The sequence below is a fragment of the Pseudomonas rustica genome, from assembly GCF_049959085.1.
GTDB lineage: Bacteria > Pseudomonadota > Gammaproteobacteria > Pseudomonadales > Pseudomonadaceae > Aquipseudomonas > Aquipseudomonas rustica.
Genome location: NZ_CP188200.1, coordinates 4,521,440 through 4,547,926 on the forward strand (window position 1 = coordinate 4,521,440; position 26,487 = coordinate 4,547,926).

Below are 26,487 nucleotides of genomic sequence, written 5' to 3' on the forward strand. Positions count from 1 at the left end.
CGGCGCAATCGACTGTTCTACGAATATCCATTGCGCCGGCCCTTCGGTAGGATGGTGCTCACGAACTCAAGGAGCGCTCCCCCATGTTCATCGGCATTTTGCTGGTCATCACCTGGCTGATCCTGTTGCTGCGCTATCCGGCCAAAGCCTTGCCGGTGTCAGTGGCAGCCGCTATCGGACTCGGTCTGGTAGCGATGTGGGTGGTGTGGCTGGACAACCGCGAGATCAAGCAACTGGCGCGCCTCGAGTTGCGCATCAGCTACGCGCCGGAGCAATGCCCCGCCGATCGCCCGTTGCAACTGAAGATGAACAACGGCAACAGTGTGCCGCTGACCGAGCTGCGCTGGCGCATTGCAGCCTACGCGCCGGGCGACACGGTCAACCTGGCCGACAACCAATACACCGCGCCGCGCTACCGTGGCCCCGGCGAATTGCAGGCCGGTTCGACGTGGGAAGACTGTTTGCCATTGCCGCCACTGCGTCCAGGTTATCGCCCGCAAACTCTGGAGTTCCGCGCCGAGCATTTGCAGGGTAGTTTCTCCGACTGATCCCCCTTCCCAACTTTTTTGCACAAGGAATGCGCCATGCCCGTTGCGTTGATTACCGGTTGTTCCAGCGGCATCGGCCGCGCGCTTGCCGATGCATTTAAAACCGCGGGCTATGAGGTCTGGGCCAGTGCGCGCAAGGCTGACGATGTCGCAGCATTGAGTGCGGCCGGTTTTACCGCCGTGCAACTGGATGTCAACGACGGCGCGGCGCTGGCGCAACTCGGCGAGCGAATCAGTCAGCAGCATGGCGGCCTCGACGTGCTGATCAACAACGCCGGTTATGGCGCGATGGGGCCGTTGCTCGACGGCGGTGTGCCGGCGATGCAACGGCAGTTCGAAACCAATGTGTTTTCCATAGTCGGCGTTACCCGCGCGTTGTTTCCGGTGCTGCGGCGGGGCAAGGGGCTGGTGGTGAATATCGGCAGCGTGTCAGGGGTTTTGGTCACGCCGTTTGCAGGTGCTTACTGCGCCTCGAAAGCGGCGGTGCACGCGTTGACCGATGCCTTGCGCATGGAACTGGCGCCGTTCGGCATTCGTGTGATGGAAGTGCAGCCGGGGGCGATTCAGTCGAGCTTCGCCAAGAATGCCGGGCATGAGGCCGAGCAGTTGATCAATGAACAATCGCCGTGGTTTCCGTTGCGTGAAGGCATTCGCGCGCGGGCCAAGGCTTCGCAGGACAAGCCGACGCCGGCTGCTGAGTTTGCCGCTGATTTGCTCAAGGCCGTGCGGCAGAGCAACCCGCCGCGCTTGATCCGCATTGGTAATGGCAGCCGGGCGTTGCCGCTGTTGGCGGCGTTGTTGCCGAAGGGCTTGCTGGAGTCGGTGTTGATGAAGCGGTTCGGGTTGGGAGGGCAACTTTGAGATCGGGTTGACGCCTTCGCGGGCAAGCCTTGCTCCTACGGTTTTGTGTGCGCCGCAAACCCAATGTAGGAGCAAGGCTTGCCCGCGAAGAGGCCAGACCAGGCACTGCAGTTCCTCAGCCCCACCCTTTCATGAAATCAATAAACGCCCGCACCTTCAGCGGCAAATGCCGGGTATCCGGATACAACGCATACACCCCTTGCTGAGCAAACCGGTAATCCGCCAACAAGCGCTGCAAGCGTCCGGCGTCCAGATCATCCTGAATCAACCATTGCGGCAAAATCGCCACGCCTTGCCCGGTCAACGCAAACGCCCGCAACGTCGCCGAGTTGTCCGCGACGATGGCCGTGGTGCCCGGTTTTGGCTGGTAAAAATGCTCGGTGCCAAAGGGATCGACCACGGTCATTTCCGGCACCCGTCCATGGCCCAATGTCGGCATTGATTCCAATACGGCCAGCGTGGCAACCGGTGCAAAACGCTCAACCAGACTCGGCGCGGCCACCGCGAATACCTCGAATGTCGACAACTGCACCGCACGCAAATTGGAGTCGTGCATACGCCCCAGACGAATCGCCATGTCGAACCGTTCGGAGATCAGATCGGCATGGGTCGAAGACGTCGACAGGTGAATATTCAACTGCGGTTGCTGCTGACGAAACACCTCCAGCGCCGGCACCACCTGGGCCAATGCAAACTCCACCGTGGTGGTGATGCGCAACGTACCCTTGAGCTGTGAATGCTCCGAACGGGCTTCCTCGATCGCCAATCGTGCTTCGTCCAACGTACGCAGACAGCGTCGATAAAAACGCTCGCCGGCGTCGGTCAGCGCCAGTTGCCGGGTATTACGGGTGAGCAAGGTAACGCCCAATTCTTCCTCCAGCCGCTTGAGGTTGAAGCTCACCACCGCGCGCGTCTGGCCCAGCGTGTCGGCGGCAGCGGTCAACGAACCGGCCTCAACCACCGCTTTGAATGTGTCGAAACGGTCGAGACTGACCATGCTCATTGCGCTCCTTGTCAAAATAATTTTGACAAACTAGCAGCCAAACCAGCGTTTTCCTATCACCAGAAGCGCCCTACCCTGCACGTCTCATCACAGGGAAGCTGCCATGGCTTATCGCTCGAAAGTCGCGCTGGTGTATTTGTTGGGCTTCGCCCTCGACTTGCTGAACATGTTCGTCGCCAGCATTGCCTACCCCGACATCGCCCAACAATTGCATGCCTCGGTGACGCAACTGGCGTGGATCACCAACGCCTACATGCTTGGGCTGACGCTGATCATTCCGCTGAGCGTGTGGCTGGCGGCACGGATCGGCGAACGACGGCTGATTCTCGCCTCGCTGCTGTTGTTCGGGATTGGCTCGGCGCTGGTGGCGCAAGCGGCATCGATCGAAAGCTTGATTGGCTGGCGCCTGCTGCAAGGGCTCGGTGGCGGGTTGTTGCTGCCGGTCGGTCAGGCGTTGGCGTATCGACAGTTTCCGCCGTCGCAGCGTGCGCACTTTACCGGGGTGGTTTTGTTGGTGGCGTTGATGGTGCCGGCACTGTCGCCGGCGGCGGGCGGATTGATTGTTCAGGCGTTGTCATGGCGATGGATTTTCTACCTCAATTTGCCGGTGGCGCTGCTCGCTATTGGCCTTGGACTGTTCTGGCTGAAAGCCGATCAGCCTTCGAGTGAACGCCCGACGCTGGATGCGCGCGGCTTGCTATTGGCGGCGACTGCGCTGAGTTTGTTGTTGATCGCCGTCAGCATGCTGAGCGAAACAGACACCCGCATCCTCGGTCTCTTTGTCTTCGTGCTCAGCGTCCTGACCCTGTGCATTTATCTGCGTGACGGCTGGCGTAAACCCAACGCCATTCTCGACCTGCAACTGATCAAAAACCCCTCCCTGCGCCTGGCGATGCTGATCTACCTGTGCGTGCCCGGCGTGTTCACCGGCACCCACATGATAGCCGTGTTGTACCTGCACAACCTTGGCTTAGGTGCAGCGCAAATCGGGGCGTTGATGCTGCCATGGGCAGTGGGTTCGGGCGTGGCGATCATGCTCGGCAAACGCGTCTTCAACCGCCTCGGCCCCAAACCGTTGCTGAGCGCCGGCATGCTTTTGCAATGCCTCGGTATCGTCTTGCTGATGCGCATCGAACAACCCGCCAGCACGCCGCTGATCATCGCGTACGCCCTGATGGGCCTGGGCGGCAGCCTGTGCAGCGTCACTGCGCAGACCTTGGCATTCGTCGGCATCGTGCCAGAAAAAATGGGCCACTCCAGTGCGCTGTGGAATATCAATCGTCAGCTTGGTTTTTGCCTCGGCGCGGCGTTGCTCAGCTCCTTGTTGGGGGCTTTGGGTGGTGAGGGTTTTCGCTACTGCTTCCTCGCTGCCGCGCTGCTCACGTTGCTGCCGATGGTCAGCGTGCTGCGCTTCGACTCAACCACCGTGCTCGCCCTGCTGGCGCCTAATCCCCTGAAGGAAAAATCCATATGACCGACTACAGCGAATATTTTGATGAAGTGATTCAGGCACACGAAGCCATCGAACGATGGTTTGCCGTGGAGGGAGACGACGCTGAACTGGAGCGACTGCTAGCGCGGTTTTCGCCTGAGTTCTCCATGATTTCGCCGCTGGGCCGGATGCTGAATTTCGAGGCGTTGAGCGGATTGTTTCGAATGGCTGAAGGTAAGAAGCGCGGGTTCAAAATCGAGCTCAGCGAGCTGTGCGGGATTGCATTACACGAGCGCGGTGCGACGGTGAGTTACCGCGAGCAGCAGACGGATGCGAGCGGATTGCATACGGATCGGCGTTCGACGGTGGTGTTTGAACAGACCGCCGTCGGGCGGGTGGTCTGGAGGCATTTGCAGGAGACGTTTTGCGCTGAGTGATTATTCGGTATTGGTCTGAAATACCGGGTAGCTCTTATCGCGAGCAGGCTCACTCCTACAGGGGATCTTCGGTGTGACACAGAACCAGTGTAGGAGTGAGCCTGCTCGCGATGCAGACGACGGGATCTATCAGTTATCAACAGATTCCTGATTCACCACCACCGTACAGGTAATCCCCGCCGCCAACAGAACCCCCTCCGGCACCTCATCAATGTGAATCCGCACCGGCACTCGCTGCGCCAACCGCACCCAGTTAAACGTCGGATTCACATCGGCGATCAGCTCGCGGCTTTCCGGGTTGTCGCGGTCGTAGATGCCGCGCGAAATACTTTCCACGTGGCCCTTGAGTACTTCGCCGCTCATCAACTGCATATCGGCCTTGTCGCCGACTTTCACGTGCGGCAGTTTGGTCTCTTCGAAGAAGCCGTAAACCCAGAACGAGTTCATGTCGACCACGGCCATTTTCGCTTCGCCGATACGGGCGTAATCACCGCGATGCACGTTGAGGTTGGTCACGTAACCGTCGACCGCCGCACGCACTTCGGTGCGTTTTAGGTTGAGTTCGGCGGCTTCCAGTTGCGCCTGCGCGTGTTGGTAATCGGCGAGCGCGGCGTCGGCGATGTTGCTGGCGTCGTCGCGGTTTTCCTTGGAAATGACCAGGTTGTCGAGATCGGCGCGGCGGTGGGCGTTGACCTTGCGCATCTCCCACGTCGACTTGCGCGAAGCGACCAGCGACTGCGCCTGTTTGACCGCGATGCGGTAGTGCTCGGGGTCGATCTGCATGAGCAAATCGCCCTTCTTCACCAGTTGGTTGTCACGCACCGGCACGTCGACCACCTCGCCGGTAACGTCGGCGGCGACGTTGATGATGTCGGCGCGAACGCGACCGTCGCGGGTCCACGGCGTGTTCATGTAGTGCTCCCACAACGTGCGGCCGATCCACAGCGCCAGGGCCAGCACCAGCAGGGTCGCGAGCAGGCTGAAAAACTTTTTCATGGGGACGTTCTCAACGGTAGACAGTCAGCGCCATGGCGCCGAACAGACAGGTAAACAGACTCAGACGCAGCAGCGCCGGGTGCCAAAAAAAACGGTACAGATCGAAACCGGACAAGAACCGATCCACCGCCCAGGCCAGTGCCGCAGCGATGAAAAACATCAGGGTCATGGTCGGCATGTACACGCCGTGGAAGGCGATTTCACGAGGCATGGGCAAGTCCTTCGGGCTTGGCGACGGCGTAGGCAGCGAGCGGTGATTGCGGGTCGAGCAAGGAGGTGCGGATGAAGTGCAGATAGCTCTTCACCCGGCGCAATGCGGAGGTATCGAAATGCGGCGCAAACGGCTCATCAGTCGCGGCGACTCGACTGATCGCGTGATCGACAGCGATCAGTGCGCGTTCAAGATTGCTGGAGTTGGGTTGCAGAAACAGCCGCACCAACGCGCGGCCCATCACGCGGATTGCCTGGCGCCACGGCTGCGATTCGGCATAGGCCGGGTGCACCGGCAGGATCGCCTGTTCCTTGCGCAACTCGATGATCGCGTGGCCGATTTCGAGCACCACGAACATCCAGCGCAGCAGATTCTTTTGCACCTTCGGCTCACCTGCCGCGAGACCGTAGGCCTGATGCAGCAGATCGCGGGTGCGGCTCTCGAAACTCGAGGCCAGGCCTTTTAGTTTGCCGCTGATTGCGTAAACCACTTGGCCGCGCAGATCCTGCTCCAGACGTTTCCACAGCCAGCGACTGTTCGGCGGCAGAATAATCGCCCCGGCAGCGGCGCAGACCAACATGCCCATGACCATGGCGATGTAGTCGTTGATGAAGGTGTAGGGGTTGTAGATCGTCAGGTTGTCCGGCACCGAACCGGTACTGAAGAAGATCAGCAAACCAAGGCCGACACCGGCGTATTGCGGGCGCGACGTGAGGAACGAGCCGAGCACGATCACTGGCGCGAGCATCACGCACAGCAATGGAAAACCGTCGATCCACGGGAAGATGAAAAACATCTCGACGAAGCCGATCAGGGCACCGAGGAAGGTGCCGCAAGCCATCTGGAAAGCCATGCGTTTCGGGTTAGGTGTGGCAGCCGAAAGGCCCACGGTGGCGGCGGCGATCAGGGTCATCGTCGCGCCACTTGGCCATGCAGTGGCGACCCAATAACTGCCGAGCACCACCAGAATGAACGAGGCGCGTATGCCTGATGCCGCAGCGGCCCACCAGTTGGTTTGCGGGGTGAACGGTTCATCCCAGCGCTCGCGTTCGTGACGGTGATCGGCGAGTGACGCGTGGGTCTGTGCATAACTGTGCAGGTCGTCGACGAAGCGATAAAGCAGTTCGTACGCGGTGTGGAAATCCAGTTGTTCGGCTTCGCTCGGATCGGTGTCCTGAAAGATCGCGCGCAGGGTTCGCACGCGTGCCGGCAGGCCTTCTTTGTAGGTCGCCAGCGCAGTTGCCAAACGAGCGGCATCGGGACTGGTCAGGGCGCGGCCGCTGAAGCCGTCGAGCACTTCGGCGAGATCCTGCAGGCCCGGTCTGATCGCCGCGACCACGTGTTCTTCGCCGTTGACGCGCAGGCGTTCGAGCAATTGATGGAGGGCGTTGAAGCGTGTGGTAATGCCCATGAATTCGCTGTTCAAACGGCTCAGTCGACCGTTACGCCGACGCATGTGCGGGTCTTCGAACACGGTCACGCTGCGCAAGCCTTCAAGGCCAACGGCTTCGGCGATAAAGCGCACGTTGCTCGCTTCGAAAGACTCGGCTTTGCTGCGCCCGCGCAGGCCATCGGTCACGAACAATGCGAACACGCCGAAGCGCTGATACAAGGCGTTGCGCATGGCGGCGCTGGCGGTTTGCGGCAGGATCGCGGCGCTGATCACGGTCGCGCAAAGGATGCCCAGCGAGATCTCCAGCACTCGCCATACGGCGGCCATGAACGCGCCGTCCGGGTGAGCCAGCGCGGGCAAACCGACCATCGCGGCGGTGTAACCGGCAAGGACAAAACCGTAGGCGCGGAAGTTGCGGCAACGCGCGGCGCCGGCCGAACAGATGCCGACCCAGATCGCCAATGAGCCGAGAAACAGTTCAGTGTTTTGCGCGAACAAGGCGATCAGCGTGACCATCATCGCCGACCCGGCCAATGTGCCGAGGAAGCGATAGAAACTCTTGGCGAACACCTGGCCGCTCTGCGGCTGCATGACGATGAACACGGTGATCATCGCCGTGCGTGGTTGCGGCAGTTCCAGGCGCATGGCCAGCCACAGCGTGAGGAACGCGGCGAGCAACACCTTGAAAATGTAGACCCAGGTCACGCCATCGCTGCGCGCCCAGTCAAAAAATCCACGGCGCCATTCCAGGGAGTAGAGCCAGCGCAGCGGTGCGGGCAAGGGAGTCATTAAATCCTGCTCAATGATCGAGAATTGAAGAATTTGCTACGGCGTACACAGCCCCTGTGGCGAGGGGATTTATCCCCGTTGGGCTGCGAAGCGGCCCCAAAACCTACGACCCGATTCCCACAGTCACACCGCATGCACTGGCTTTGCGACGGCTGCGCCGCCGAACGGGGATAAATCCCCTCGCCACAGGGTTTGGGGTCAACTCCAAAGGAGGAAATTCCCAGCAGAGATTTTGGGTTCACCGCAGCAGTGCCGGGGTTTTCGGGGCCTGAGTTTTCTCGGCCGTCGGTACGTCGTTGCCGGCCCCGAGGCCACCACCCAACGCAGTCACCAACTCGGCATGCGCACTCAACCGCGCCGCCTGCACCTGCTGCTGCACTTGCTGTTGCTTGAACAGCAACGTCTGCGCATTGAGTACGTTGAGGTAATCGGTGAGCCCACGCTGATAAGCGATCATCGCGATGTCGTAGGTTTTCTGCGCGGTCGCCACCGACTCGGCGGCAAAACCTTGCTGCTTGTCCATCGATTCGCGGCGGATCAACTGGTCGGAAATGTTCTTCAGCGCATTCACCAGCGTCTGGTTGTAATGCGCCACGGCGATGTCGTAACCGGCGGAGGCTTCACCCAGTTCCGAACGCAAACGCCCACCGTCAAAGATCGGCAGCGAGATCGCCGGGCCGACGTTGTAGTTGAGTTTTTTGCCGGTCAAAAACTCCAGCGCGCCACCGCCGGTGGCCATATAACCGAGGCTGCCGACCAAATCGACGTTGGGATAAAACCCGGCATGCGCCACATCGATTCCACGCGCCTGCGCCGCCACTTGCCAGCGACTGGCGACCACATCCGGCCGCTGACCGAGCAATTCGGCGGGCAATGCTGACGGCAGTTTCAACTCAGCGCCAAGGGACAAAGTCGGGCGCTGCAACTGCGCCCCCTCCCCCGGCCCTTTACCCGCCAGCGCGGCAAGTTGATTGCGACTGAGGGCGATCTCTTCATCCAGCGCATCGATTTGCCGATGGGTTTCCGGCAACGGTGTTTCGGCCTGACTGACTTCGAAATGCGTGCCGATCCCGCCGTTCAAACGCTTCTGCGCCAGATCGAGAATCTGTTGTTGCTGCTTGAGCGTCGCCGCGACGATGTCGCGCTGGGCGTAATGCAGCGACAGTTCGATGTAGGCGCGGACGATGTTGTTCTGCAATTCCAGCTGCGCCAGTCGCGCTTCGGCCGCGCTCATGTGCGCCAGATCCACCGCGCGCTCGCTGCTATTGCTTTCGCGGCCCCAGAGGTCGAGGGCGTAGCTGAAACCCAGCGCAGCGTTGTTATCCCAGGTCGTGGTGTTGGCCAGATCGCCGGGGCCGTAGAACTGATCGGTCGGCCAGTTGTGGCGTTTTAACGTCGACTCGCCATTGATCTGCAACGACTCAGCCGCCTCGGCGACACCGGCCATGGCTTTCGCCTGACGCACTCGCGCAGCGGCTATGGCCATGCTCGGGCTGCCTTGCACGGCGAGGTCGATCCAGCGATTGAGTTGCGGGTCGCCGTAGGCTTGCCACCATTGTGCGGTGGGCCAGTTGGCGTCACGGGCAGCGTGGGCGATGGCGTCGTCGGTAGCCAGTGAATTGGCTTCCAACGCCTTGCCCTGTGGGGCAATTCCGTCAGTTGAGATACAGCCGCTGAGACCCAGGGTAAAAGCCAGAACACTGAGCGGCAAAAGCGCTCTGTTGATGCGACGCGGCACAGCTGCGAATTCCTGAGAAGAGGATAAGGCGGGGCGTGTTCTCTGTAGGAGCTGCCGCAGGCTGCGATCTTTTGACCTTGATTCCCTTAAAACAAAATCAAAAGATCGCAGCCTTCGGCAGCTCCTACAGGGATCGGCGCAATTCTATGGAAGGCCCTGTGCGGCGATAAGCTGGGATTTCTGTGAATCTTTGTTACGGTTAACGAGATAATCCCTTGGTCGGGGGTCTCGCCCCTGAAACTTCGTGTCACAATTTGCCATCTCCCTTGAGAGCACCCCATGGACACTTTGCAAAACATGCGCGCCTTCAGTTGCGTCGCCGAAGCCGGCAGCTTCACCGCCGCCGCCGTGCAACTCGACACCACCACCGCCAACGTCTCGCGCGCGGTCTCCAACCTGGAAGCCCACCTGCAAACCCGCTTGCTCAACCGCACCACCCGGCGCATCGCCCTCACCGAAGCGGGCAAACGCTACCTGCTGCGCTGCGAACAGATCCTCGCCTACGTCGAAGAGGCCGAAGCCGAAGCCAGCGACGCCCACGCGCGCCCGGCGGGGCAGTTGAAAGTGCACACCATGACCGGCATCGGCCAGCACTTCGTCATCGATGCCATCGCCCGCTACCGCAAAACCCACCCGGACGTGACCTTCGACCTGACCCTGGCCAACCGCGTGCCGGACTTGCTCGACGAGGGCTACGACGTGTCCATCGTGCTCGCCAGCGAACTGCCCGATTCCGGTTTTGTTTCGCAGCGACTGGGCATCACCTACAGCATCGTCTGCGCCTCGCCGGCCTACGTGAAAGCCAACGGCGCCGCGCAAAAACCCAGCGACCTGCTCAACCACGCTTGCCTGCGCCTGGTCAGCCCGGTGATCCCTTTGGAAAAATGGGCGTTCGACGGCCCGGAAGGCCAGGAAGTGGTCACCATCAACAGCTCACCGTTTCTGGTGAACTCCGCCGACGCGATGAAAACCGCGATCATCAGCGGCATGGGCCTGGGTGTGCTGCCGGTGTATGCGGCGATTGAAGGCTTGCGCAACGGCACGCTGGTGCGGGTGATGCCGAACTACCGCTCGCAGGAATTGAACCTGTATGCGATCTACCCTTCGCGGCAGTACCTGGATGCGAAGATCAAAACGTGGGTCGAATACCTGCGCGGGTCGTTGCCAGAAATCCTCGCCGCACACCAAGCCGAACTGGCCGCCTACGAACTCAGCGGCACCCTCGCCGGCGCCCGAGTCGCCAACTGACCTTTAAACACCCCACGCCCCTGTAGGAGCTGCCGCAGGCTGCGATCTTTTGATCTTCTTGTTTAAAAATCAAAAGATCGCAGCCTACGGCAGCTCCTACAGAACGGGGATTTCGCGGATGTTTCCGACAGGACGCGTCGGTTGTCCGTCGGAAGTGAGGTGGATAGGATTTGGGTGTCGCTGACGAATCAGCGACCGGGCTTGGTCGCTCGGGTTTAGAATGGCGCACTTTTCAAGCTTGCTTAATGGCGAGCCGTGCGTGGGAGAGCTTCGGCTCTGCCGGGTTTCCATTCCCTGGTCGACCAACCCGCGTACGGTTCGCCACCCTATTGCTTGGTCGCAGTGCTTGGCGAACTCCACTTCCCGAATGGAGCTTCACCATGATCAAACCAACACCGAATCCCCCCGAGCTCGACGACACCACCCCCTACGAATTCCCCGGCTCAAAAAGATTCCACGAAGCCGCCGAACGCGCCCTCGACCACTACCTCAAACCCAACGCACTCACCCTGCGCTTCCACAAACCCAGCACCATGTTCCAGGTCGCCCCCAATCAGGACAACGAAAGCCTGCTGGTTCACGCCTGCGAATCACTGGCACAAGCCAGCCTTATGACCAGCGACATCGCCGCCTACATCGAACTCCCGCAGCGAAGAACGATTCTGGCGATCCAGCAAATCATCATGCTCGCCGAACTGGCGGTAAACCGGGCGCTGGATAACCACGAAATAGCCCAAACCCCAACACACAACTGATTCCCCTGTGGGAGCGAGCCTGCTCGCGAAGACGTCAGCACACTCAATATTTACGGCGTCTGACACACCGCTATCGCGAGCAGGCTCACTCCCACAGTTGGATTGTGTGCATACAGTTAGAAAATGCCTACCCAGCAGAACGTCATCGCGAGCAGGCTCGCTCCTACAGCTGGATTGAGTACATCTGGCAGGAATTGGTCGGCTGTCAGGCCGCCATCGCGAGCAAGCTCTGCTCCTACGAAAAGCACAAGCAAGATCAAAAGATCGCAGCCTGCGGCAGCTCCTACACAGGATGAGCGCAAGCTCGACAAAGCTTTTGATCTTGATCCACGAGCGACGTCGGAAGGCTGAGTGGAGGGATTGATCCGGGGGTGGGAGCGCAGCGACCGTTTGGCGCAGCCAAACACAGCGAGAGGAGGTGCAGCGAAGCAAACCGTAGGCGCTGCCCCCGGATCAATCCCGCAGCGAAGGAACCCCGAGCCCCAGCGAGCGGGCCGAACGCAGGAGCAAAGCCTTTTCGGTTACCTTTTCGGCGTTTGGAAAAGGTGACTCGCCGTAAGGGCGAAACCTCAATCCGCCATCACCAAAAAAACGGATATACACCCAAACCCCCAAGAACATGGTCGGCCCAAAGGCCGCCAAGCCCCCCGAGACAATCAAAGCGAGAAAATGTTAGCTTGCTTGCAATCAAGCCCGTCGAGCCCTCAGCAATGAAAAAAACTGTCCTGGCCTTCAGCCGCATCACCCCGCCAATGATCGAACGCCTGCAACAAGAGTTCGACGTCATCGTCCCCAACCCAAAAACCGGCGACATCAACGCCCAATTCAACGAAGCCCTGCCCCACGCCCACGGTCTCATCGGCGTCGGCCGCAAACTCGGCCAGGCCCAACTCGAAACCGCGACCAAACTCGAAGTCGTCTCCAGCGTCTCCGTCGGCTACGACAACTACGACCTCGACTACTTCAACCAACGCGGCATCATGCTCACCAACACCCCCGACGTCCTCACCGAAAGCACTGCGGACCTCGCCTTCGCCCTGATCATGAGCAGCGCCCGCCGCGTCGCCGAACTCGACGCCTGGACCAAGGCCGGCCAATGGCAAGCCAGCGTCGGCGCCCCGCTGTTCGGCAGCGACGTACACGGCAAAACCCTCGGCATCGTCGGCATGGGCAACATCGGCGCCGCCATCGCCCGCCGTGGCCACCTCGGCTTCAACATGCCGATCATCTACAGCGGCAACAGCCGCAAGACCGAACTCGAAGAACAACTCGGCGCCCAATTTCGCAGCCTCGACCAACTGCTGGCCGAAGCCGACTTCGTCTGCCTGGTCGTGCCACTCAGCGACAAAACCCGCCACCTCATCAGCCACCGCGAACTGGCCCTGATGAAACCAAGCGCCATCCTCGTCAACATCTCCCGTGGCCCGGTCGTCGACGAACCCGCGCTGATCGAAGCCCTGCAAAACAACCGCATTCGCGGCGCCGGTCTGGACGTCTACGAAAAAGAACCGCTGGCCGAATCGCCACTGTTCCAGCTGAAAAACGCCGTGACCCTGCCGCACATTGGCTCCGCAACCAACGAAACCCGCGAAGCCATGGCCAACCGTGCCCTCGCCAACCTGCGCAGCGCCCTGCTCGGCGAACGCCCGCAGGATCTGGTCAACCCACAAGTCTGGCGCGGATAAAAAAACGGGCAAGTGCAACACTTGCACTTGCCCGCCACAACTTGACTACACAACTTGAAATTCAACAACAGCCCTATTCACACTTCCGCGTTATAAGCTCTCGGCATTATCGAATGAACGATAAGACGCAATGGAGAGCGAAGACCGTGAACAACCTGAGCACCGAAAAACTTATCCGCTACAGCAAAGTCATCTTGATGGCCTACATCAGTTTTTTTGGCGTACTGGTGATCATTCATAACTTTTTCGACTACAACTCAAACTACGAATACGTTGCTCACATTCTGAGCATGGACACTACCGCCAACGAAAACATCAAGTATCGGTCGATCGATTCGCCTTACCTGCACCACCGGATCTTCTGGCTCATCATTACGTTGGAAGTCACCTATACCGTGCTATGCCTGATGGGTACCTATCACCTGTATCGAAAAGTGAATGACTCGGCGGAAGAATTCCATGAAGCCAAGAAGTTTTCGATCATGGGCATTCTGGTTGCCATCTTTATCTATTACGTGTGCCTGCAAACCGTCGGCGTGGAATGGTTCGACATGGACACTTCAACAGAATGGAACGCCAAAGACTGGGCTCGGCACATTGTTGACTTCATCTTCCCGGTAATGATTTACATCACCTTGAAAGTCGAGCGCTGATCAACAGCGCTCTTTCATATCAAGCTAACTTACCGTGCGGCGGAACCAATACTGTTTTCGGTTTACGAAACACCAACACGTTACCCAACATCACCAACACCAGCCCGACCAGCGCCGGCGCCGTCCACTGGTAACCTTCGGCAAACGCCGAAACGTTAAGCGCGACCACCGGGAACAGCACCGTGCAATACGCCGCGCGCTCCGGGCCCATGCGGCCGACCAGCGTCAGGTAAGCGGTAAAGCCGATCACCGAGCCTGGGATGACCAAGTACAGCAGCGCGCCGACGTAACGCGGCGACCAGTCCATGTCGAACGGAATGCCTTTGACCAGGCACCACACCGACAGCATCGCCGCGCCATACGCCATGCCCCAGGCATTGGTGGTCAGCGGCTTGAGGCCCGCCTTCTGCTGCAGGCTCGACAGCATGTTGCCCGCCGAAAAACACAAGGTGCCGCACAACGCCAAACCGAGTCCAAGCAAGGTTTGCGGACTGGCCTGATGACCGGCCAGTTCGGGCCAGAACAACATGCCCAAACCGAACAGCCCCAGCGCCCCGCCCATCAATACATTGCGCGCGATGCGTTGCCCAAAGAACACCCGCGCATTCAACGCATTCCACAAAGTTGCGGTGGAAAACACCACCGCCACCAGACCGCTGGGGATCCACTGGCTTGCCGTCAGAAAACACATGAAGTTCACACAAAACAGGCACAAGCCCTGCGCCACACAAATCAAATGACCGCGACGGTTCATCGGTTGCAACCGACGGCTGAGCAGCAACAACACAAACAGCACCAGCGCCGCGAGGCCAAATCGATAAACAATCGACACCGGAATCGCCACCACCCCCAACTGCCATTTCAAGGCAATCCAGGTGGTGCCCCAGATCAGCACGGTCAGCAAATACAACGACAGGTTCATGGCGCTTACTCCTCAATAGGCCTTGAGTGTCTGCCGAGGCTTGCCTTCGGCGCTTGCAGATTCTTGCGCTTTTGTCCGGCAGTGGGCTGGCAGCGCGAAGCCTACGGAGTAGGATGCAAGGCGTTGGAGAAAACCGATCATGGCCGCAATCGATAACCTGCAAGTCTTTCAAGCCCTCAACCGCTCGCCGAACGCACGCCTTGTGCACAGCGCCGAGCTCGGTGACGGCTTGTCTGCAGCTTTGTGGACCAACCACCACGACGCGCAGGAATACGAAGCGCCGAGCCACCACACGCTGTCCTGCTACATCGCTGGCGGCACCGGCACTTTCCGTCGCGGCCAGCCGGGGCAAAAAGGCGGGCCGGACAAGCTGTGCATCCTGCCGGCCGATCACGAATCGGGCTGGGTGATCAACGGTGATATTCGTTTGGCGCACCTGTATTTCAGCGCTGAACAATTCGCCCTCGGTTGCGTCACGCTGCTTGATCGTGAGCCGCGTGAGATGCAATTGCGCGAGCAGACTTTTCTTGAAGATCCGCAACAGGCACAGCGCTTTCGGCAACTGCTGACGTTGAACTGGGACGAGCCTGCCGAGCGCTTGCTGACCAGCAGCATTGCTCACGAATTGATCAGCCACACCTTGCTCAGCCAAGTCGGCGCGCGTCAGGGTTTGCGTTTGAAGGGTGGGTTGGCGCCGCATCAGCGTCGGCAATTGGTGGAGTTCATCGACAGCCAGTTGGCCGAGCCGATCAGCCTTGGGCAGTTGGCCGGATTATGTGCATTGTCTGAATATCATTTTGCGCGGATGTTTCGGATGAGCTTTGGCTTGCCGCCGCATCAGTACGTGCTGGCGCGACGCCTGGATCGGGCGCGGGAGTTGTTGCGCGGTACGGCGTTGCCGTTGGGGGAGATTGCTTTGGCTTGCGGGTTTGCCAGTGCGAGCCACTTTACCAATCGATTCAAGCAGGTGTTGGGCGGGACGCCGGGGGAGTATCGGCAGGCGTTTTTGCGTTGAGGCCTGGTTCCCCTCACCCCAGCCCTCCCGAAACGTCGGACCGCCCAGAGGGAGAGGGAGCCGACCGAGGTGTCCGGCGTTGTACATCGACCTGTATAACCGAGTCGATTGTGGATTCGGTAAAGATCGATCACGTCGGCGAAGTTCTCCAATATTCCCCAATCAGTCCCTCTCCCTCCGGGAGAGGGTTAGGGTGAGGGGCTTTTGATTTTGACTTAAAACTCCAACGTGCTGGACAACGAAACCTGCCGCGAATCCCCCATCGACACGAAGAACCGGCTCGCCGCCGACGTGTAATAAGTGCGATCAAACAGGTTCTTCACATTCAGCTGAAACTTGACCTTCTGCCCTTCAACCTGGGTGTCGTAAGTGGCAAACGCGTCCGCCACGGTATAGCTCGGCAGATCAAAATCATTCACCGCGTTACCCGCCCGCTCACCGACATACCGCGCCCCGGCGCCGACGCGCAATTGATCGCCACCGATCACGCTGCCGAAGTCATACACCGCCGACAATGAGCCGCTATTCTTCGCCACGTTTTGCAGGCGCTTGCCTTTGTAGTCCGGGTCTTCCGTGACTTCGGCATCGGTGTAGGCGTAGCTGCCGATCATGCTCCAGCGCTCGCTCAACTGACCGCTCAAATCCAGTTCCAGACCGCGCGACCGCACTTCGCCGGCGGCGCTGTAAATCGTCGTTGGGCCTTCAGCATTGGCCACCAGCACGTTGCGTTTCTTGATGTCGAACAATGCAATGTTGCCGGTGACTTGTCCTGGCAGATCGAGGCGCGCGCCCAGTTCCCACGACTTGGCTTCTTCCGGCGCGATACTGCCGTCGAGCACGGTGCTGCTGCCGCTCAGCGGGGCGATGGTCGAGTTGGGTTTGAACGATTCGGTGTAGCTGCCGTAGAACGACAAAGCGTCGGTGTAGCGATACACCAGCCCCGCGCGCGGCACCCATTTCTGCCCGTTACTGTCGGTGTTGGCCTTGAACGGCACGCCTTTGCCGGCGTACTGGTCGTACGCCTGAAAGCGCCCGCCGGCGACCAGAATCCATTGATCGGTGAGGTGAATAGAGTCCTGCATAAAGATCGAATCGCTGCGCAGTTCATCGGTCTGCGCACTGTCGGCGGCACTGACCGTGGTGCCTTCGACTTCACGGCCATACACCGGATTGACGTAGCTGAAGGTGCTCAGGCTTTTCTGACGGATCAGGTCGGCGCGGTAGATCTTGCGGTACTCGTCATCGACGCCGAACACCAGGTCATGCTGCATGCCCAGCACATTGACTTTGCCCTCGAGGCTGGCGGTGGTGAAACGGTCGGTGCTAATCGCGTTTTGTGTGCCGTCCATGCTGCGGGTCAGCGTGCCTTTTTTGCTGTCGATGGCGGTGACGCGTACTTGGCTGGCGTTGTAGGTTTCGCGGTTCCAGCTGTAGCCGAAATGGGCTTTCCAGTCGTCGTTGAGTTCGTGGTCGGCTTCGAAGTGATAGAGATCCGAACGCCCTTCCATGTTGTTGAATGGCTCGTCGAGACGCTCGTTGCGCGAGATATCCAGTGGATGATTGGTGCGCGGATCAATCAGCGTGCCACGGTCGAACGGCGTGAGAAATTCGCGATGCTCGTAGGCGAACAACAGCTTGGTGCTTTCGCCGAACCAGGCCAGCGACGGTGCGATCAGGGTTTGGCGGAGCGTGCCGAAATTGCGCCAGTAATCTTCGTCTTCGTGATCGAGCACCATGCGATAGGCCAGCCCGGAATCGCCCAGCGCACCGGTGCTGTCGAAAGTGCCGCCGCTGCCATTCTTGCCGTCGCCGTAGGTCGAGCCGCTCAGGGTCAGCGCGTTGTACTGCGCCAGCTCAGGCTTCTTGCTGACCATGTTGACCACGCCGCCGGGATCTTGAATCCCGTAGAGCAACGACGCCGGGCCTTTGAGCACTTCAACGCGATCGACCGTGGCGTTCATGCCTCGGCCCTGCACGATTGGCATGCCGTCGCGCATGATCGAACCGTTGCGGTTATCGCCAAAACCGCGGGTCATCACCGAGTCCTGCGTGCTGCCCAAGGTGTTGCCCTGAGTGATGCCGCTGACGTTGGCCAGTGCGTCGTCGAGATTGCGCGGTGCCTGATCGCGGATGACCTGCGCCGGGATGACGTTGACGGTCTGCGGGACTTCTTGCAGCGAGGCCGAAGAGCGCATCACCGAACTGGTTTCCGGCGGCTGATAACTCAACGAATCGTCGCGCATCGAAGTGATGGTGGTGGCGCCGAGGTTCAACGCGCCCTCGGTGGGTTGCGGCTCAAGTGCCAGGGTGTGGCTGTCGGTGCGGCGGAAACTCAGACCGGAACCTGTGAGCAACTTTTGCAGGGCCTGTTCCGCGCTCATCTGGCCGTTGACCGCCGGGGCGGTGAGGCCGTACGGCGCTTCGTCGGTGTAGACCACGCTCTGCCCGGTGAGCCGGCTGAAATCGCTCAAGGCTTGCGGCAGCGGTTTGGCGGCCAGGCTGAACGTGAACTGCTTTTGCGGCTGGCTGCTGACGGTTTCAGCGGCGCGCGCCACGCTCATCGGCAACAGCGCCAATGCCGAAAAGCTCAACGCCGACACGCCTAACCACTGTTTGACCGAACCCGATTTTGCCCTGGACTTCATGACTCATGACCTGTGTAGAACCGCAACGGATGCGAATGACTCGCAGTTTCAGTCACTACACGGATGGGGCCTGGGTTTACCTCATCACAATTTGAAAATATTTTTTTAGATCAAAAGATCGCAGCCTTCGGCAGCTCCTACAGGGGATCGCATTTCAATGTAGGAGCTGCCGAAGGCTGCGATCTTTTGACTTTGCCTCAACGCAAAATAATCAGATGCCCCAACACCTGATGCTGCTCAAACCCCAACACCCCCTGCAAAGAATTCAACACCGCCTGCGGATCCTTGCTCGGAAAACTGCCACTGACCTTGCGCGCCGCCAACTCATCATTGAGCAGCACAATCCGCCCCGGATAATACCGGCGCAAATCCTCCACCACGTCCCCCAGCGTCGACTTGTAATACGTCAGCCAACCCTGCCGCCAGGCCAGTTGCGCCTCGCTGTCCACGGCATGCAGTTTTTCCGCCGATCCCGCTCCGTAAGCGACTTGCTGCCCGGCCGTGAGAATCTGCTGTTCGCCATCACGATCCGCCGTCACCCCGACACGCCCGGACAACACCGTCACCTGCGCGCCATGCGCTTGCAGTCGCACCTCGAATTGCGTCCCAAGCACCCGCGCCGAACCTTGTTCGGCCTCGACCACAAACGGCTCACCAGTGTGCGTAACCGTGAAAAATCCAGCGCCACGGCGCAACTGCACATGCCGCTCACCCCGGCTGAAATCCACTGCAATCGCACTGTCAGCATCGAGGGTAACTTGCGATTGATCGGCCAACGTCACCGTGCGAATTTCCCCCGGTGCTGAAACGTAATCCGCCCCCAGATCATCAATCCAGCGCTGCGGCTGCCACCCGGTGCCGAGGCTGATCATCAACAACAGACACGCGGCAATCGCCAGCGCACCCGACCACCGCAACAGCTGCGGACGACGCGGTCGATCCATCGCATCGAGATAATCCTGCAGCGCCAAAGCGTCTTCATCGGCCAATGTTCGCGCCGGGCCTTCGCTCAGCTCCCAGACCACTTGCGCCTGCGCATAAGCCTCGGCGTGCGCCGGATCGGCACGCAGCCATTGGCTGAAGGTGAGTTGATCGCCCGCACTTGGCCGATCATGCAACAGGCTCAGCCAGGCGAATGCAGCCCGCTCCTGAGCCGGTGTCGGGGTGACGTAATCGGTTGGCTTCACGGTGCTTTCCCTGGCAGACGTGGCGCGGGTTCGCGCAGGCTGGCCTTACAGGCCTCGAGGGCGCGCATCATATGTTTTTCCACGGCACTTTGGGACAGGCCCATGGCTTTGGCGATGTCCGCGTACTTGCGACCGTGGATGCGATTGAGCAAAAAGATCTGTCGGGTGCGCTCGGGCAATGCACGCAACGCCGCTTCGACATGACGCAGATCATTGCCCGCTTCGAGCGCTGCTTGCGGCTCGCTGCCGTGGCTGTGCGGCTCATCCGGTTGCCAGCCTTCGTTGACTCGCGAGCGCGTACCTTCGCTGCGCAAATGGTCGATGGCGATGTTGCCGGCGCAACGTAAAAGATAAGTGCTGAGCTCTTCGACTTGCACCAGCGGCCGCCGCCAGAAACGCAAAAACAGATCCTGCACCAGATCCGCCGCTGTCGCCCGGCAGCCGACGCGCCGATTCACCAGCGCTTCCATCTGCGAACGCTGGGACAGAAACACCTGGAGAAAATGCGCACGCGCCCCACGCGGTTCGTCGTCGCGGGATTCCGGAGGGAGACCGATCAGCACGTCAGCACTGCGCCCATGCAGCCACCGGACTGGCCAGCAGACTCAGCCCGGCCAGCACCAACGCCAGCCGCGGGCGATAGGGCAGCAGCAACACCAGCGTCAGCGCACTGAGCATCAGCACGGCGAACCAGTCGACCAGGCCAAAGCTCCAGCCATTGACCCTCACCGCCGCCCACAGCGATAAACACAGCAACAACCAGCCAGCGATTTTCAGCGCCTGACGACGTGCGGCCGAAGGTTTGTGGCCGAGCAATTCATCGTGATGTCGCGGCATCGACAGACACAACGCGGTGAACCCTGCGTAACACAGCAGCAGCGCCAACAGCATCAGTTCGCTCCCTGCTCAAGGGTGATCGCCCGGGCCTTTTCGCGACGAGGATTTTTCACGCTGACAGTGCTGGCGGCGCGTTGCATTTTCCATGCGGCCCACGCCAGAAACAGGCCGGTGGCAAGGCAGGTCAGATCAAAACCGGCGAGCGTCCAATCGCCCTGCGTCAGGGTCACCGCGAGATTCCACGGCGTAGTCAGCGCATTGATTAACGGCACCGTCATAAACAACACGGCGCCCAATAAAAGCTGCTCGACCCAGGCCTTGCGCCCCGGTCGGAACAGCGCGTGAACCACGCTCAAACCCCAGGCGATAAAGAACGCATTCACTTCCCAATCCGCACGTCCGGCCAGACCTGTCGGCAGCAGACGATTGGCCAGGAAAAACACCGCGATCGCCGTCACCAACCCGGCCATGCTGGCGATGTTCAGCACTTCAACCAGCCGCAGTTCGAACGGCATCACACCGCTCTTCGCGTGTTTGAGTTGACGCTTACCGAGCCAGATCACCAGCCCGGTGCCGATCATCGCGGTGCCGGCCAGCCCGCAAATAAAGTACAGCCAACGCAACACCGGCCCGGCGAAGTGGCCCATGTGCAAACCATAGAAAGCGCCGCCGACCGCCATGGCCATCGGCTGATTCGGTGTGCTGCCGAGCATCTGTCCGCTGACCCCGTTGAACGTCACCGCACGGCCGAAATCGTGCACCACGCCGTCGCCGGCACGCGACAGCACCACCGTCGCATTGGCGTCGCCCGGATTGTTCACCGACAGTCGCGCCGTGTGGCCGCCCGACCATTGCTCGCTGGCCTTGGCCAACAGCGGTGCCATGGGCGCCAGCGCCTGCGCAATGTTGGCGCGCTCCGGGGTATTGGAGCCAGGGAATACTTCATCGTAAAACTTGTTCACGTCGCTGCCGTACGACGCCAAAATGCTCGCCGGCATGACCATCGACATGAAAATCACCAGGCTGCTGTAGGTGATCATCAGGTGAAACGGCAGCACCAGCACGCCGACCGCGTTATGCCCGTCGAGCCAGGAACGCTGGCCTTTGCGCGGACGGAAGGTGAAGAAGTCTTTGAAGATTTTTTTGTGGGTGATGATCCCGGTGATCAGCGCAACGAACATCACCATCGCGGCGATTGTCGCCAGCCAGCGCCCCCACGGATAGGGCATTTGCAGCTGAAAGTGGAAGCGGTAGAAGAACTCGCCGCCCATGCTTTCGCGGCCCTGCACTTCGCTGCCGGTTTGCGCGTCGAGGGTTTTCGATTCGAAGCGGCCGCGCTCGCCGGGTTTGCCCGGCGACTGCTGCCAGCGCACGGTCAGGCCGGGATCACGGGCGTCGGGCAAGTCGATCAGCCAGCGTGAGGCGCCGGCGGCATGTTGTTGCAGATAGTCCTGCGCCAGGCCCAGGCTCGCCTCGGCATTCAACGGTCGCGAGGGAATTTCCGGCTGCATCCAGTGCGTGGTTTCATCATTGAAATAGGCCAGCGTGCCGGTCAGAAAAATCGCGAACAGCAACCAGCCGAACACCAGCCCGACCCACGTGTGCAACCAGGCCATGGCCTGGCGAAAACCCTCTTTCATGCAAAGCCCAACCCGCGAGCAGCGCCGGAGATGGTCGCCAGAATCACGCTCGGCACCAGCAAACCGACCCACGCCGACCACGCCGTGCGGCAGGCAAAGCACCACAACACCGCCACCAGATAGACCAGAAACGAGACGGTCATGCCGGTCACCACGGCTTCGGCGCGGTTGAGCGGCAACCACATGGTCAGGGTGACACTGGCCAGCGCCGCGACCAGATAGCCGCCAAACACCGCCGCCAGCACCCGCGAGGTAACGGCCAGACGATAGGACATCGGAAGTGTGGCGAGTTTGGCTTTCATGTTTCGACCCTGAAACGAAAACGTCCGGCCGACAAGCCGAACAACAGTCGAGCAATATTAATGATAAATATTCTCATACGCAAAAGCATCTGATTGCCGGACACCGCCAGCGCACCCTACAATGCGAACAGTTCTTGTTCTCTAACGCACCTCTCTACCGCGTCAACAAAACGCCCGGAGTCATCGTTGTCGTCCGCCCATCCCGTCGAATCGCTCTATCAGGCCCACCACAGCTGGCTGACCGGCTGGCTGCGGCGCAAACTCGGCTGCCCGGACAGCGCGGCGGATCTGGCGCAGGACACCTTCATCAAAGTGCTGACCGCTCGCGAACCGCCGGTGATCATCGAGCCGCGCGCGTTCCTCACCACCCTCGCCAAGCGCGTGTTGTTCAATCACTACCGCCGTCAGGATCTGGAGCGCGCCTACCTCGACACCCTCGCGCAGATGCCGGAAATGCTCGCGCCGTCGGAAGAACACAAAGCGATCATCCTGCAAACCCTGATGGAGCTGGATGAGTTGCTCGACGGCTTGCCGCGCCAGGTCAAACGCGCGTTTTTGCTGGCGCAGGTCGATGGCCTGACTTATCCACAGATCGCCGCTGAACTCGGCATTTCTGTGGCCACGGTCAAACGTCATCTGAACAAAGCGGCGATGCGCTGCTACTTCGCCCTATGAATCGCGCTCCGGATTTTTCTTCGCAGGTGGCCGAACAGGCTGTGCACTGGCTGATGGAAATGCAGCAAGGCGCCCTGAGCCCGCGCCAGCAGACGGCGATGCAGCAATGGCTGGAGGCGCACAGCGAACATCGGCGGGCGTGGGAACACATTCAGCGGGTCAATCAGCGGTTGCGCAGTGTGTCTTCACCGCTGGCGCATGCGGCGTTGAACGGGCCGAAGTCGGGCAGTCGGCGTCAGGCGCTGAAGTTGTTGCTGATTCTTGGCGCTGGTTCGGCTGCGACCTGGGGAATGCGTGAGCACAATCCGCTGCCGTCGTTGCTTGCCGATTACCGCAGTCCGATCGGTCAACGGCGCAAGGTGGCGCTGGGTGCGGGCGATCAATTGCACCTCAACACGGCGAGTGCAGCTGACGTGCGGATTGATCAGCGTCTGATTCGTTTGCTTGAGGGAGAAATGCTCCTGACCGCGTCGCACGCGTTTGAAGTGCGCACGGCGCAGGGTGTTCTGCAAACCCAGGGCGCGCGTCTTAATGTGCGGCAATTGGCCGATCGCACGCAGGTGGCTTTGTTTGAAGGGCGGGTCGAACTAAGCGCCGATGGGCGTGCGCCGATGCTGCTGCCGGTGGCTCGGCAACTCAGTTTTACCTCGACGATTGTTGGTGACGCGAAAGCGCTGGATGCCAACAGTGGCGCCTGGGTCGATGGCATGTTGGTGGCGGCGCATATGCGTCTGGGGGATTTTCTCGATGAGCTCGGTCGCTATCGTCGCGGGCAGCTTAATTGCGACAGGAAGGTTGCTGATTTGTTGATCTCCGGGACGTATCCGCTGGACGATAGTGAGCGGATTCTTGATCTGCTGGAAATCAGTTTGCCGGTGAAGGTGAAGCGCTTTACCCGGTATTGGGTGACCGTTGAGGCGCGGGTGTAAGGAGCAAGATCAAAGGATCGCAGCCTTCGGCAGCTCCTACAGGAGATATGCATTGCAAATGTAGGAGCTGCCGCAGGCTGCGATCTTTTGATCCTTGAAAAATAAATGAGCCGTTTTTCAGATCTGGGGTGACAGAGAAGGAAAGCCCCCTTGATTCAACCTTCTCAGGATCATCCGCCATGCACCCCACCCGCCTCACGCCACTGGCCCGCAGCCTGCGCAATCTCGTCCTCGGCGCCAGCCTGAGCTTCAGCGCCCTGCCCGCCGCAATGGCGGCCGACGCCAAGGCTTATCACATCGCGCCAGCGTCACTGGAAAACGCCCTCAACCAGTTTGGCCGTGAAGCGGGTGTGCTGATTTCTTTCGGTTCACAAATCACCAGCGGCGTACAAAACCGTGGTCTGGAAGGCAGTTACACGCCCGAGCAAGGTTTGAACGCTTTGCTCGAAGGCACCGGTCTGCAAGCACGCGCCGAAGGTAACAACGCGTTCAGCCTGCAACCGATCACCGATGCCGCGCTGGAGCTGGACACCTCGAAAGTCGTCGGCGACTGGCTCGGCGATGCCGCGCAGATCAACGTCTTCGAACACCCCGGCGCGCGCGATGTGATCCGCCGCGAAGAGTTCGAACGCCAGGGCGCGACTCAGGCGCGTGATGTGCTCAACCGCATCCCCGGCGTCAACGCCCCGGAAAACAACGGCACCGGCAGCCACGACATGGCGCTGAACTTCGGCATCCGTGGTTTGAATCCGCGTCTGGCCGCACGCTCGACCGTGTTGATGGACGGCATTCCCGTGCCGTTCGCCCCTTACGGCCAACCGCAGCTTTCGTTCGCGCCGATCAGCATGGGCAACATGGATGCGGTGGACGTGGTGCGCGGCGGCGGCGCGGTGCGTTACGGCCCGCAGAACGTCGGCGGCGTGGTCAACTTCGTCACCCGCGCGATTCCTGACGAGCCAACGGTCAAGGGCGGTTTCCAGACTGAAACCAGCCCTTCCTCGAGCCACGATGGCTTCAAAACCAGCGCCAACCTGGTGGCTGGCGGCACCAACGCCAACGGTCTCGGCGGCGCATTGCTCTACTCCGGCACGCGCGGCGGCGACTGGCGCGAACACAGCGACAGCGAAATCGACGACCTGATCCTCAAGGGCAAATATCAGCTCGACGAGGCCAACAGCTTCAACGCCATGGCGCAGTATTACGAAGGCAAGGCTGACATGCCCGGCGGTCTGAATGTTGCCGATTACGATGCCGATCCGTATCAGTCGACGCGCCCGAAAGACCAGTTCTGGGGCCGTCGCACCATGTTCAACTTCGGCTATCGCTATCAGGAAGATCGCCGCGAATTCACCGCCAATACTTTCTTCACCAAAACCCTGCGCAGCGGTTATCTGGATCAGGGCAGCTTCCTTTCGCTGTCGCCGCGCGAGTATTGGGTACGCGGCCTGGAAACTCGCTTCGCCCAAGGCTTCGACCTCGGCCCGACCAGCCATGAAGTCGGCATCGGCTACCGCTACATCAACGAGGCCGGCCACGAACTGCGCTATCGCACGCCGATCGCCAGCAACGAATACCCGACTACCAACAGCCGCAACGACCGCGATACCCGTGGCGGCACCGAAGCCAATGCGTTCTTCGTCGACGACCGCATCGACATCGGCAAATGGACGATCACCCCGGGCGTGCGCTACGAGATGATCGACTCGCAACAAACCAACAACCTGACCAACGTCAAATATGAAGGCGACTACAACACCGCGCTGCCGGCGTTGAACGTGCTGTATCACCTGACCGACAGTTGGAATCTGTATGCCAACACCGAAGGCTCATTCGGCAGCGTGCAGTACAGCCAGATGCCCAACCGCGTGAGCAGCGGTGAAGTGAAACCGGAAAAGGCCCGCACCTGGGAGCTTGGTACTCGCTATGACAATGGCGCGTTGCGCGCGGAGATTGGTGCGTTCTTGATCAACTTCGATAACCAGTATGAGAGTAATCAGACCAATGATTCGGTGATCGCCCGGGGTGAAACTCGTCATCAGGGCATCGAGACCAGCGTCAACTACGCGCTGGATGACTTGAGCCCGGCGCTGGCGGGTTTCGATGTTTACGCGACTTACGCTTTCGTTGACGCGACTATTCGTGAAGACGGGCCGAACAAAGGTAATCGGGTGCCGTTCTCGTCAAAGCACAAGGGCACGATTGGTATGGGTTACACCGAAGGGGCGTGGAAGTTGAATCTGGACAGCAGTTTCCAGAGTGACCAGTTCGCCGATAATGCCAACACTTCGAAGGAAAGTGCTGACGGCAGTACGGGCAAGATCCCAGGGTACATGCTGTTCAGCAGCCGCGCGGGGTATGACTTTGGGCCGCAGTTGTCGGATCTGAATGTGGCTGTTGGGGTGAAGAACATTTTTAACACGCAGTACTTCACGCGCTCGTTTGATGACAACAACAAAGGCAAGTATGTGGGGGAACCGCGGACGGTTTATGTGCAGACTTCGGTAGCGTTCTGAGGATTGAAGAGCCCCTCACCCTAACCCTCTCCCGGAGGGAGAGGGGACTGACCGCGTTGTTTTGGCGTATTGC

The 26,487-nt window shown here is 60.1% G+C and carries 24 protein-coding genes; 12 read left to right on the plus strand and 12 right to left on the minus strand.

Features of this window, described 5'->3' with window-relative positions; genetic code table 11:
- Positions 1-83: 83 nt before the first annotated feature.
- Entirely contained in the window at positions 84-548 is a 465-nt protein-coding gene (locus ACP3TY_RS20670) for a hypothetical protein (protein ID WP_053117285.1), read from the plus strand.
- A 36-nt stretch (positions 549-584) separates the two neighbouring features.
- A complete protein-coding gene (locus tag ACP3TY_RS20675) occupies positions 585-1,409 on the plus strand; it encodes an SDR family oxidoreductase (protein ID WP_426618374.1) in 825 nt (274 codons plus the stop codon).
- A gap of 115 nt (positions 1,410-1,524) precedes the next feature.
- Here the strand turns inward: ACP3TY_RS20675 and ACP3TY_RS20680 are convergent, their stop codons facing one another.
- Positions 1,525-2,406 (minus strand): LysR substrate-binding domain-containing protein, encoded by an 882-nt coding sequence (locus ACP3TY_RS20680; RefSeq protein WP_426620507.1) that lies wholly within the window; start codon positions 2,404-2,406, stop codon positions 1,525-1,527.
- A 109-nt stretch (positions 2,407-2,515) separates the two neighbouring features.
- Between ACP3TY_RS20680 and ACP3TY_RS20685 the strand changes: the two genes are divergently transcribed.
- Positions 2,516-3,886, plus strand: a complete 1,371-nt coding sequence (locus tag ACP3TY_RS20685; protein ID WP_426618375.1) for an MFS transporter — start codon at positions 2,516-2,518, stop codon at positions 3,884-3,886.
- Positions 3,883-4,281 (plus strand): DUF4440 domain-containing protein, encoded by a 399-nt coding sequence (locus ACP3TY_RS20690; RefSeq protein ID WP_426618376.1) that lies wholly within the window; start codon positions 3,883-3,885, stop codon positions 4,279-4,281. Before ACP3TY_RS20685 ends, ACP3TY_RS20690 begins: the two co-directional genes overlap by 4 nt.
- Positions 4,282-4,410: 129 nt before the next feature.
- Here the strand turns inward: ACP3TY_RS20690 and ACP3TY_RS20695 are convergent, their stop codons facing one another.
- From ACP3TY_RS20695 to ACP3TY_RS20710, 4 genes are all read right to left on the minus strand, one after another.
- Positions 4,411-5,277, minus strand: coding sequence for an efflux RND transporter periplasmic adaptor subunit (locus ACP3TY_RS20695; RefSeq protein WP_426618377.1), 867 nt, complete (start codon positions 5,275-5,277; stop codon positions 4,411-4,413).
- A gap of 10 nt (positions 5,278-5,287) precedes the next feature.
- Complete coding sequence (locus tag ACP3TY_RS20700; RefSeq protein WP_007914106.1) at positions 5,288-5,488, minus strand: DUF1656 domain-containing protein; 201 nt, start codon at positions 5,486-5,488, stop codon at positions 5,288-5,290.
- Complete coding sequence (locus ACP3TY_RS20705) at positions 5,478-7,670, minus strand: FUSC family protein (RefSeq protein WP_426618378.1); 2,193 nt, start codon at positions 7,668-7,670, stop codon at positions 5,478-5,480. The genes ACP3TY_RS20700 and ACP3TY_RS20705 overlap by 11 nt, the downstream gene beginning before the upstream one ends.
- A gap of 238 nt (positions 7,671-7,908) precedes the next feature.
- Positions 7,909-9,408 carry an efflux transporter outer membrane subunit gene (locus ACP3TY_RS20710; RefSeq protein ID WP_426618379.1) on the minus strand — a complete coding sequence of 500 codons (1,500 nt, stop codon included), beginning with the start codon at positions 9,406-9,408 and terminating at the stop codon, positions 7,909-7,911.
- A 279-nt stretch (positions 9,409-9,687) separates the two neighbouring features.
- On the opposite strand from ACP3TY_RS20710, the gene ACP3TY_RS20715 reads away from it, so the two are divergent.
- The 4 genes from ACP3TY_RS20715 (at position 9,688) to ACP3TY_RS20730 (ending at position 13,749) form a co-directional block, all read left to right on the plus strand.
- Positions 9,688-10,656: a LysR family transcriptional regulator gene (locus ACP3TY_RS20715; RefSeq protein WP_008088899.1), complete on the plus strand. Its 969-nt coding sequence runs from the start codon at positions 9,688-9,690 to the stop codon at positions 10,654-10,656.
- Between the two features lie 380 nt (positions 10,657-11,036).
- The gene (locus tag ACP3TY_RS20720) at positions 11,037-11,411 is read left to right on the plus strand and encodes a DUF6124 family protein (protein WP_158829045.1); all 375 of its coding nucleotides are present in this window, start codon (positions 11,037-11,039) and stop codon (positions 11,409-11,411) included.
- Between the two features lie 710 nt (positions 11,412-12,121).
- Positions 12,122-13,096 carry a 2-hydroxyacid dehydrogenase gene (locus ACP3TY_RS20725; RefSeq protein WP_212544032.1) on the plus strand — a complete coding sequence of 325 codons (975 nt, stop codon included), beginning with the start codon at positions 12,122-12,124 and terminating at the stop codon, positions 13,094-13,096.
- 146 nt (positions 13,097-13,242) lie between these two features.
- Positions 13,243-13,749 carry a DUF2165 domain-containing protein gene (locus ACP3TY_RS20730; RefSeq protein WP_053117265.1) on the plus strand — a complete coding sequence of 169 codons (507 nt, stop codon included), beginning with the start codon at positions 13,243-13,245 and terminating at the stop codon, positions 13,747-13,749.
- A gap of 19 nt (positions 13,750-13,768) precedes the next feature.
- Here ACP3TY_RS20730 and ACP3TY_RS20735 read toward each other — a convergent pair whose 3' ends face one another.
- Positions 13,769-14,671: a DMT family transporter gene (locus ACP3TY_RS20735; protein WP_159812200.1), complete on the minus strand. Its 903-nt coding sequence runs from the start codon at positions 14,669-14,671 to the stop codon at positions 13,769-13,771.
- A gap of 139 nt (positions 14,672-14,810) precedes the next feature.
- On the opposite strand from ACP3TY_RS20735, the gene ACP3TY_RS20740 reads away from it, so the two are divergent.
- Positions 14,811-15,686 (plus strand): helix-turn-helix domain-containing protein, encoded by an 876-nt coding sequence (locus tag ACP3TY_RS20740; RefSeq protein ID WP_282358642.1) that lies wholly within the window; start codon positions 14,811-14,813, stop codon positions 15,684-15,686.
- A gap of 215 nt (positions 15,687-15,901) precedes the next feature.
- Here ACP3TY_RS20740 and ACP3TY_RS20745 read toward each other — a convergent pair whose 3' ends face one another.
- From ACP3TY_RS20745 to ACP3TY_RS20770, 6 genes are all read right to left on the minus strand, one after another.
- Positions 15,902-18,331 (minus strand): TonB-dependent siderophore receptor, encoded by a 2,430-nt coding sequence (locus ACP3TY_RS20745; RefSeq protein WP_426618380.1) that lies wholly within the window; start codon positions 18,329-18,331, stop codon positions 15,902-15,904.
- A 197-nt stretch (positions 18,332-18,528) separates the two neighbouring features.
- Positions 18,529-19,518, minus strand: coding sequence for a FecR family protein (locus ACP3TY_RS20750; protein ID WP_426618381.1), 990 nt, complete (start codon positions 19,516-19,518; stop codon positions 18,529-18,531).
- Positions 19,515-20,081 (minus strand): RNA polymerase sigma factor, encoded by a 567-nt coding sequence (locus ACP3TY_RS20755; RefSeq protein WP_053117255.1) that lies wholly within the window; start codon positions 20,079-20,081, stop codon positions 19,515-19,517. Before ACP3TY_RS20755 ends, ACP3TY_RS20750 begins: the two co-directional genes overlap by 4 nt.
- Position 20,082: 1 nt before the next feature.
- Positions 20,083-20,409, minus strand: coding sequence for a DUF3325 domain-containing protein (locus ACP3TY_RS20760; RefSeq protein ID WP_426618382.1), 327 nt, complete (start codon positions 20,407-20,409; stop codon positions 20,083-20,085).
- A complete protein-coding gene (locus ACP3TY_RS20765) occupies positions 20,409-21,995 on the minus strand; it encodes a PepSY-associated TM helix domain-containing protein (protein WP_426618383.1) in 1,587 nt (528 codons plus the stop codon). Before ACP3TY_RS20765 ends, ACP3TY_RS20760 begins: the two co-directional genes overlap by 1 nt.
- Positions 21,992-22,297: a DUF3649 domain-containing protein gene (locus ACP3TY_RS20770; RefSeq protein ID WP_053117249.1), complete on the minus strand. Its 306-nt coding sequence runs from the start codon at positions 22,295-22,297 to the stop codon at positions 21,992-21,994. Before ACP3TY_RS20770 ends, ACP3TY_RS20765 begins: the two co-directional genes overlap by 4 nt.
- A 186-nt stretch (positions 22,298-22,483) precedes the next feature.
- Between ACP3TY_RS20770 and ACP3TY_RS20775 the strand changes: the two genes are divergently transcribed.
- From ACP3TY_RS20775 to fecA, 3 genes are all read left to right on the plus strand, one after another.
- On the plus strand, positions 22,484-22,972 hold the full coding sequence (locus ACP3TY_RS20775; protein ID WP_426618384.1) for a sigma-70 family RNA polymerase sigma factor: 489 nt from the start codon (positions 22,484-22,486) through the stop codon (positions 22,970-22,972).
- Positions 22,969-23,901: a DUF4880 domain-containing protein gene (locus tag ACP3TY_RS20780; protein WP_426618385.1), complete on the plus strand. Its 933-nt coding sequence runs from the start codon at positions 22,969-22,971 to the stop codon at positions 23,899-23,901. The genes ACP3TY_RS20775 and ACP3TY_RS20780 overlap by 4 nt, the downstream gene beginning before the upstream one ends.
- Positions 23,902-24,080: 179 nt before the next feature.
- On the plus strand, positions 24,081-26,414 hold the full coding sequence (gene fecA, locus ACP3TY_RS20785) for a TonB-dependent Fe(3+) dicitrate receptor FecA (RefSeq protein ID WP_426618386.1): 2,334 nt from the start codon (positions 24,081-24,083) through the stop codon (positions 26,412-26,414).
- Positions 26,415-26,487 lie beyond the last annotated feature (73 nt).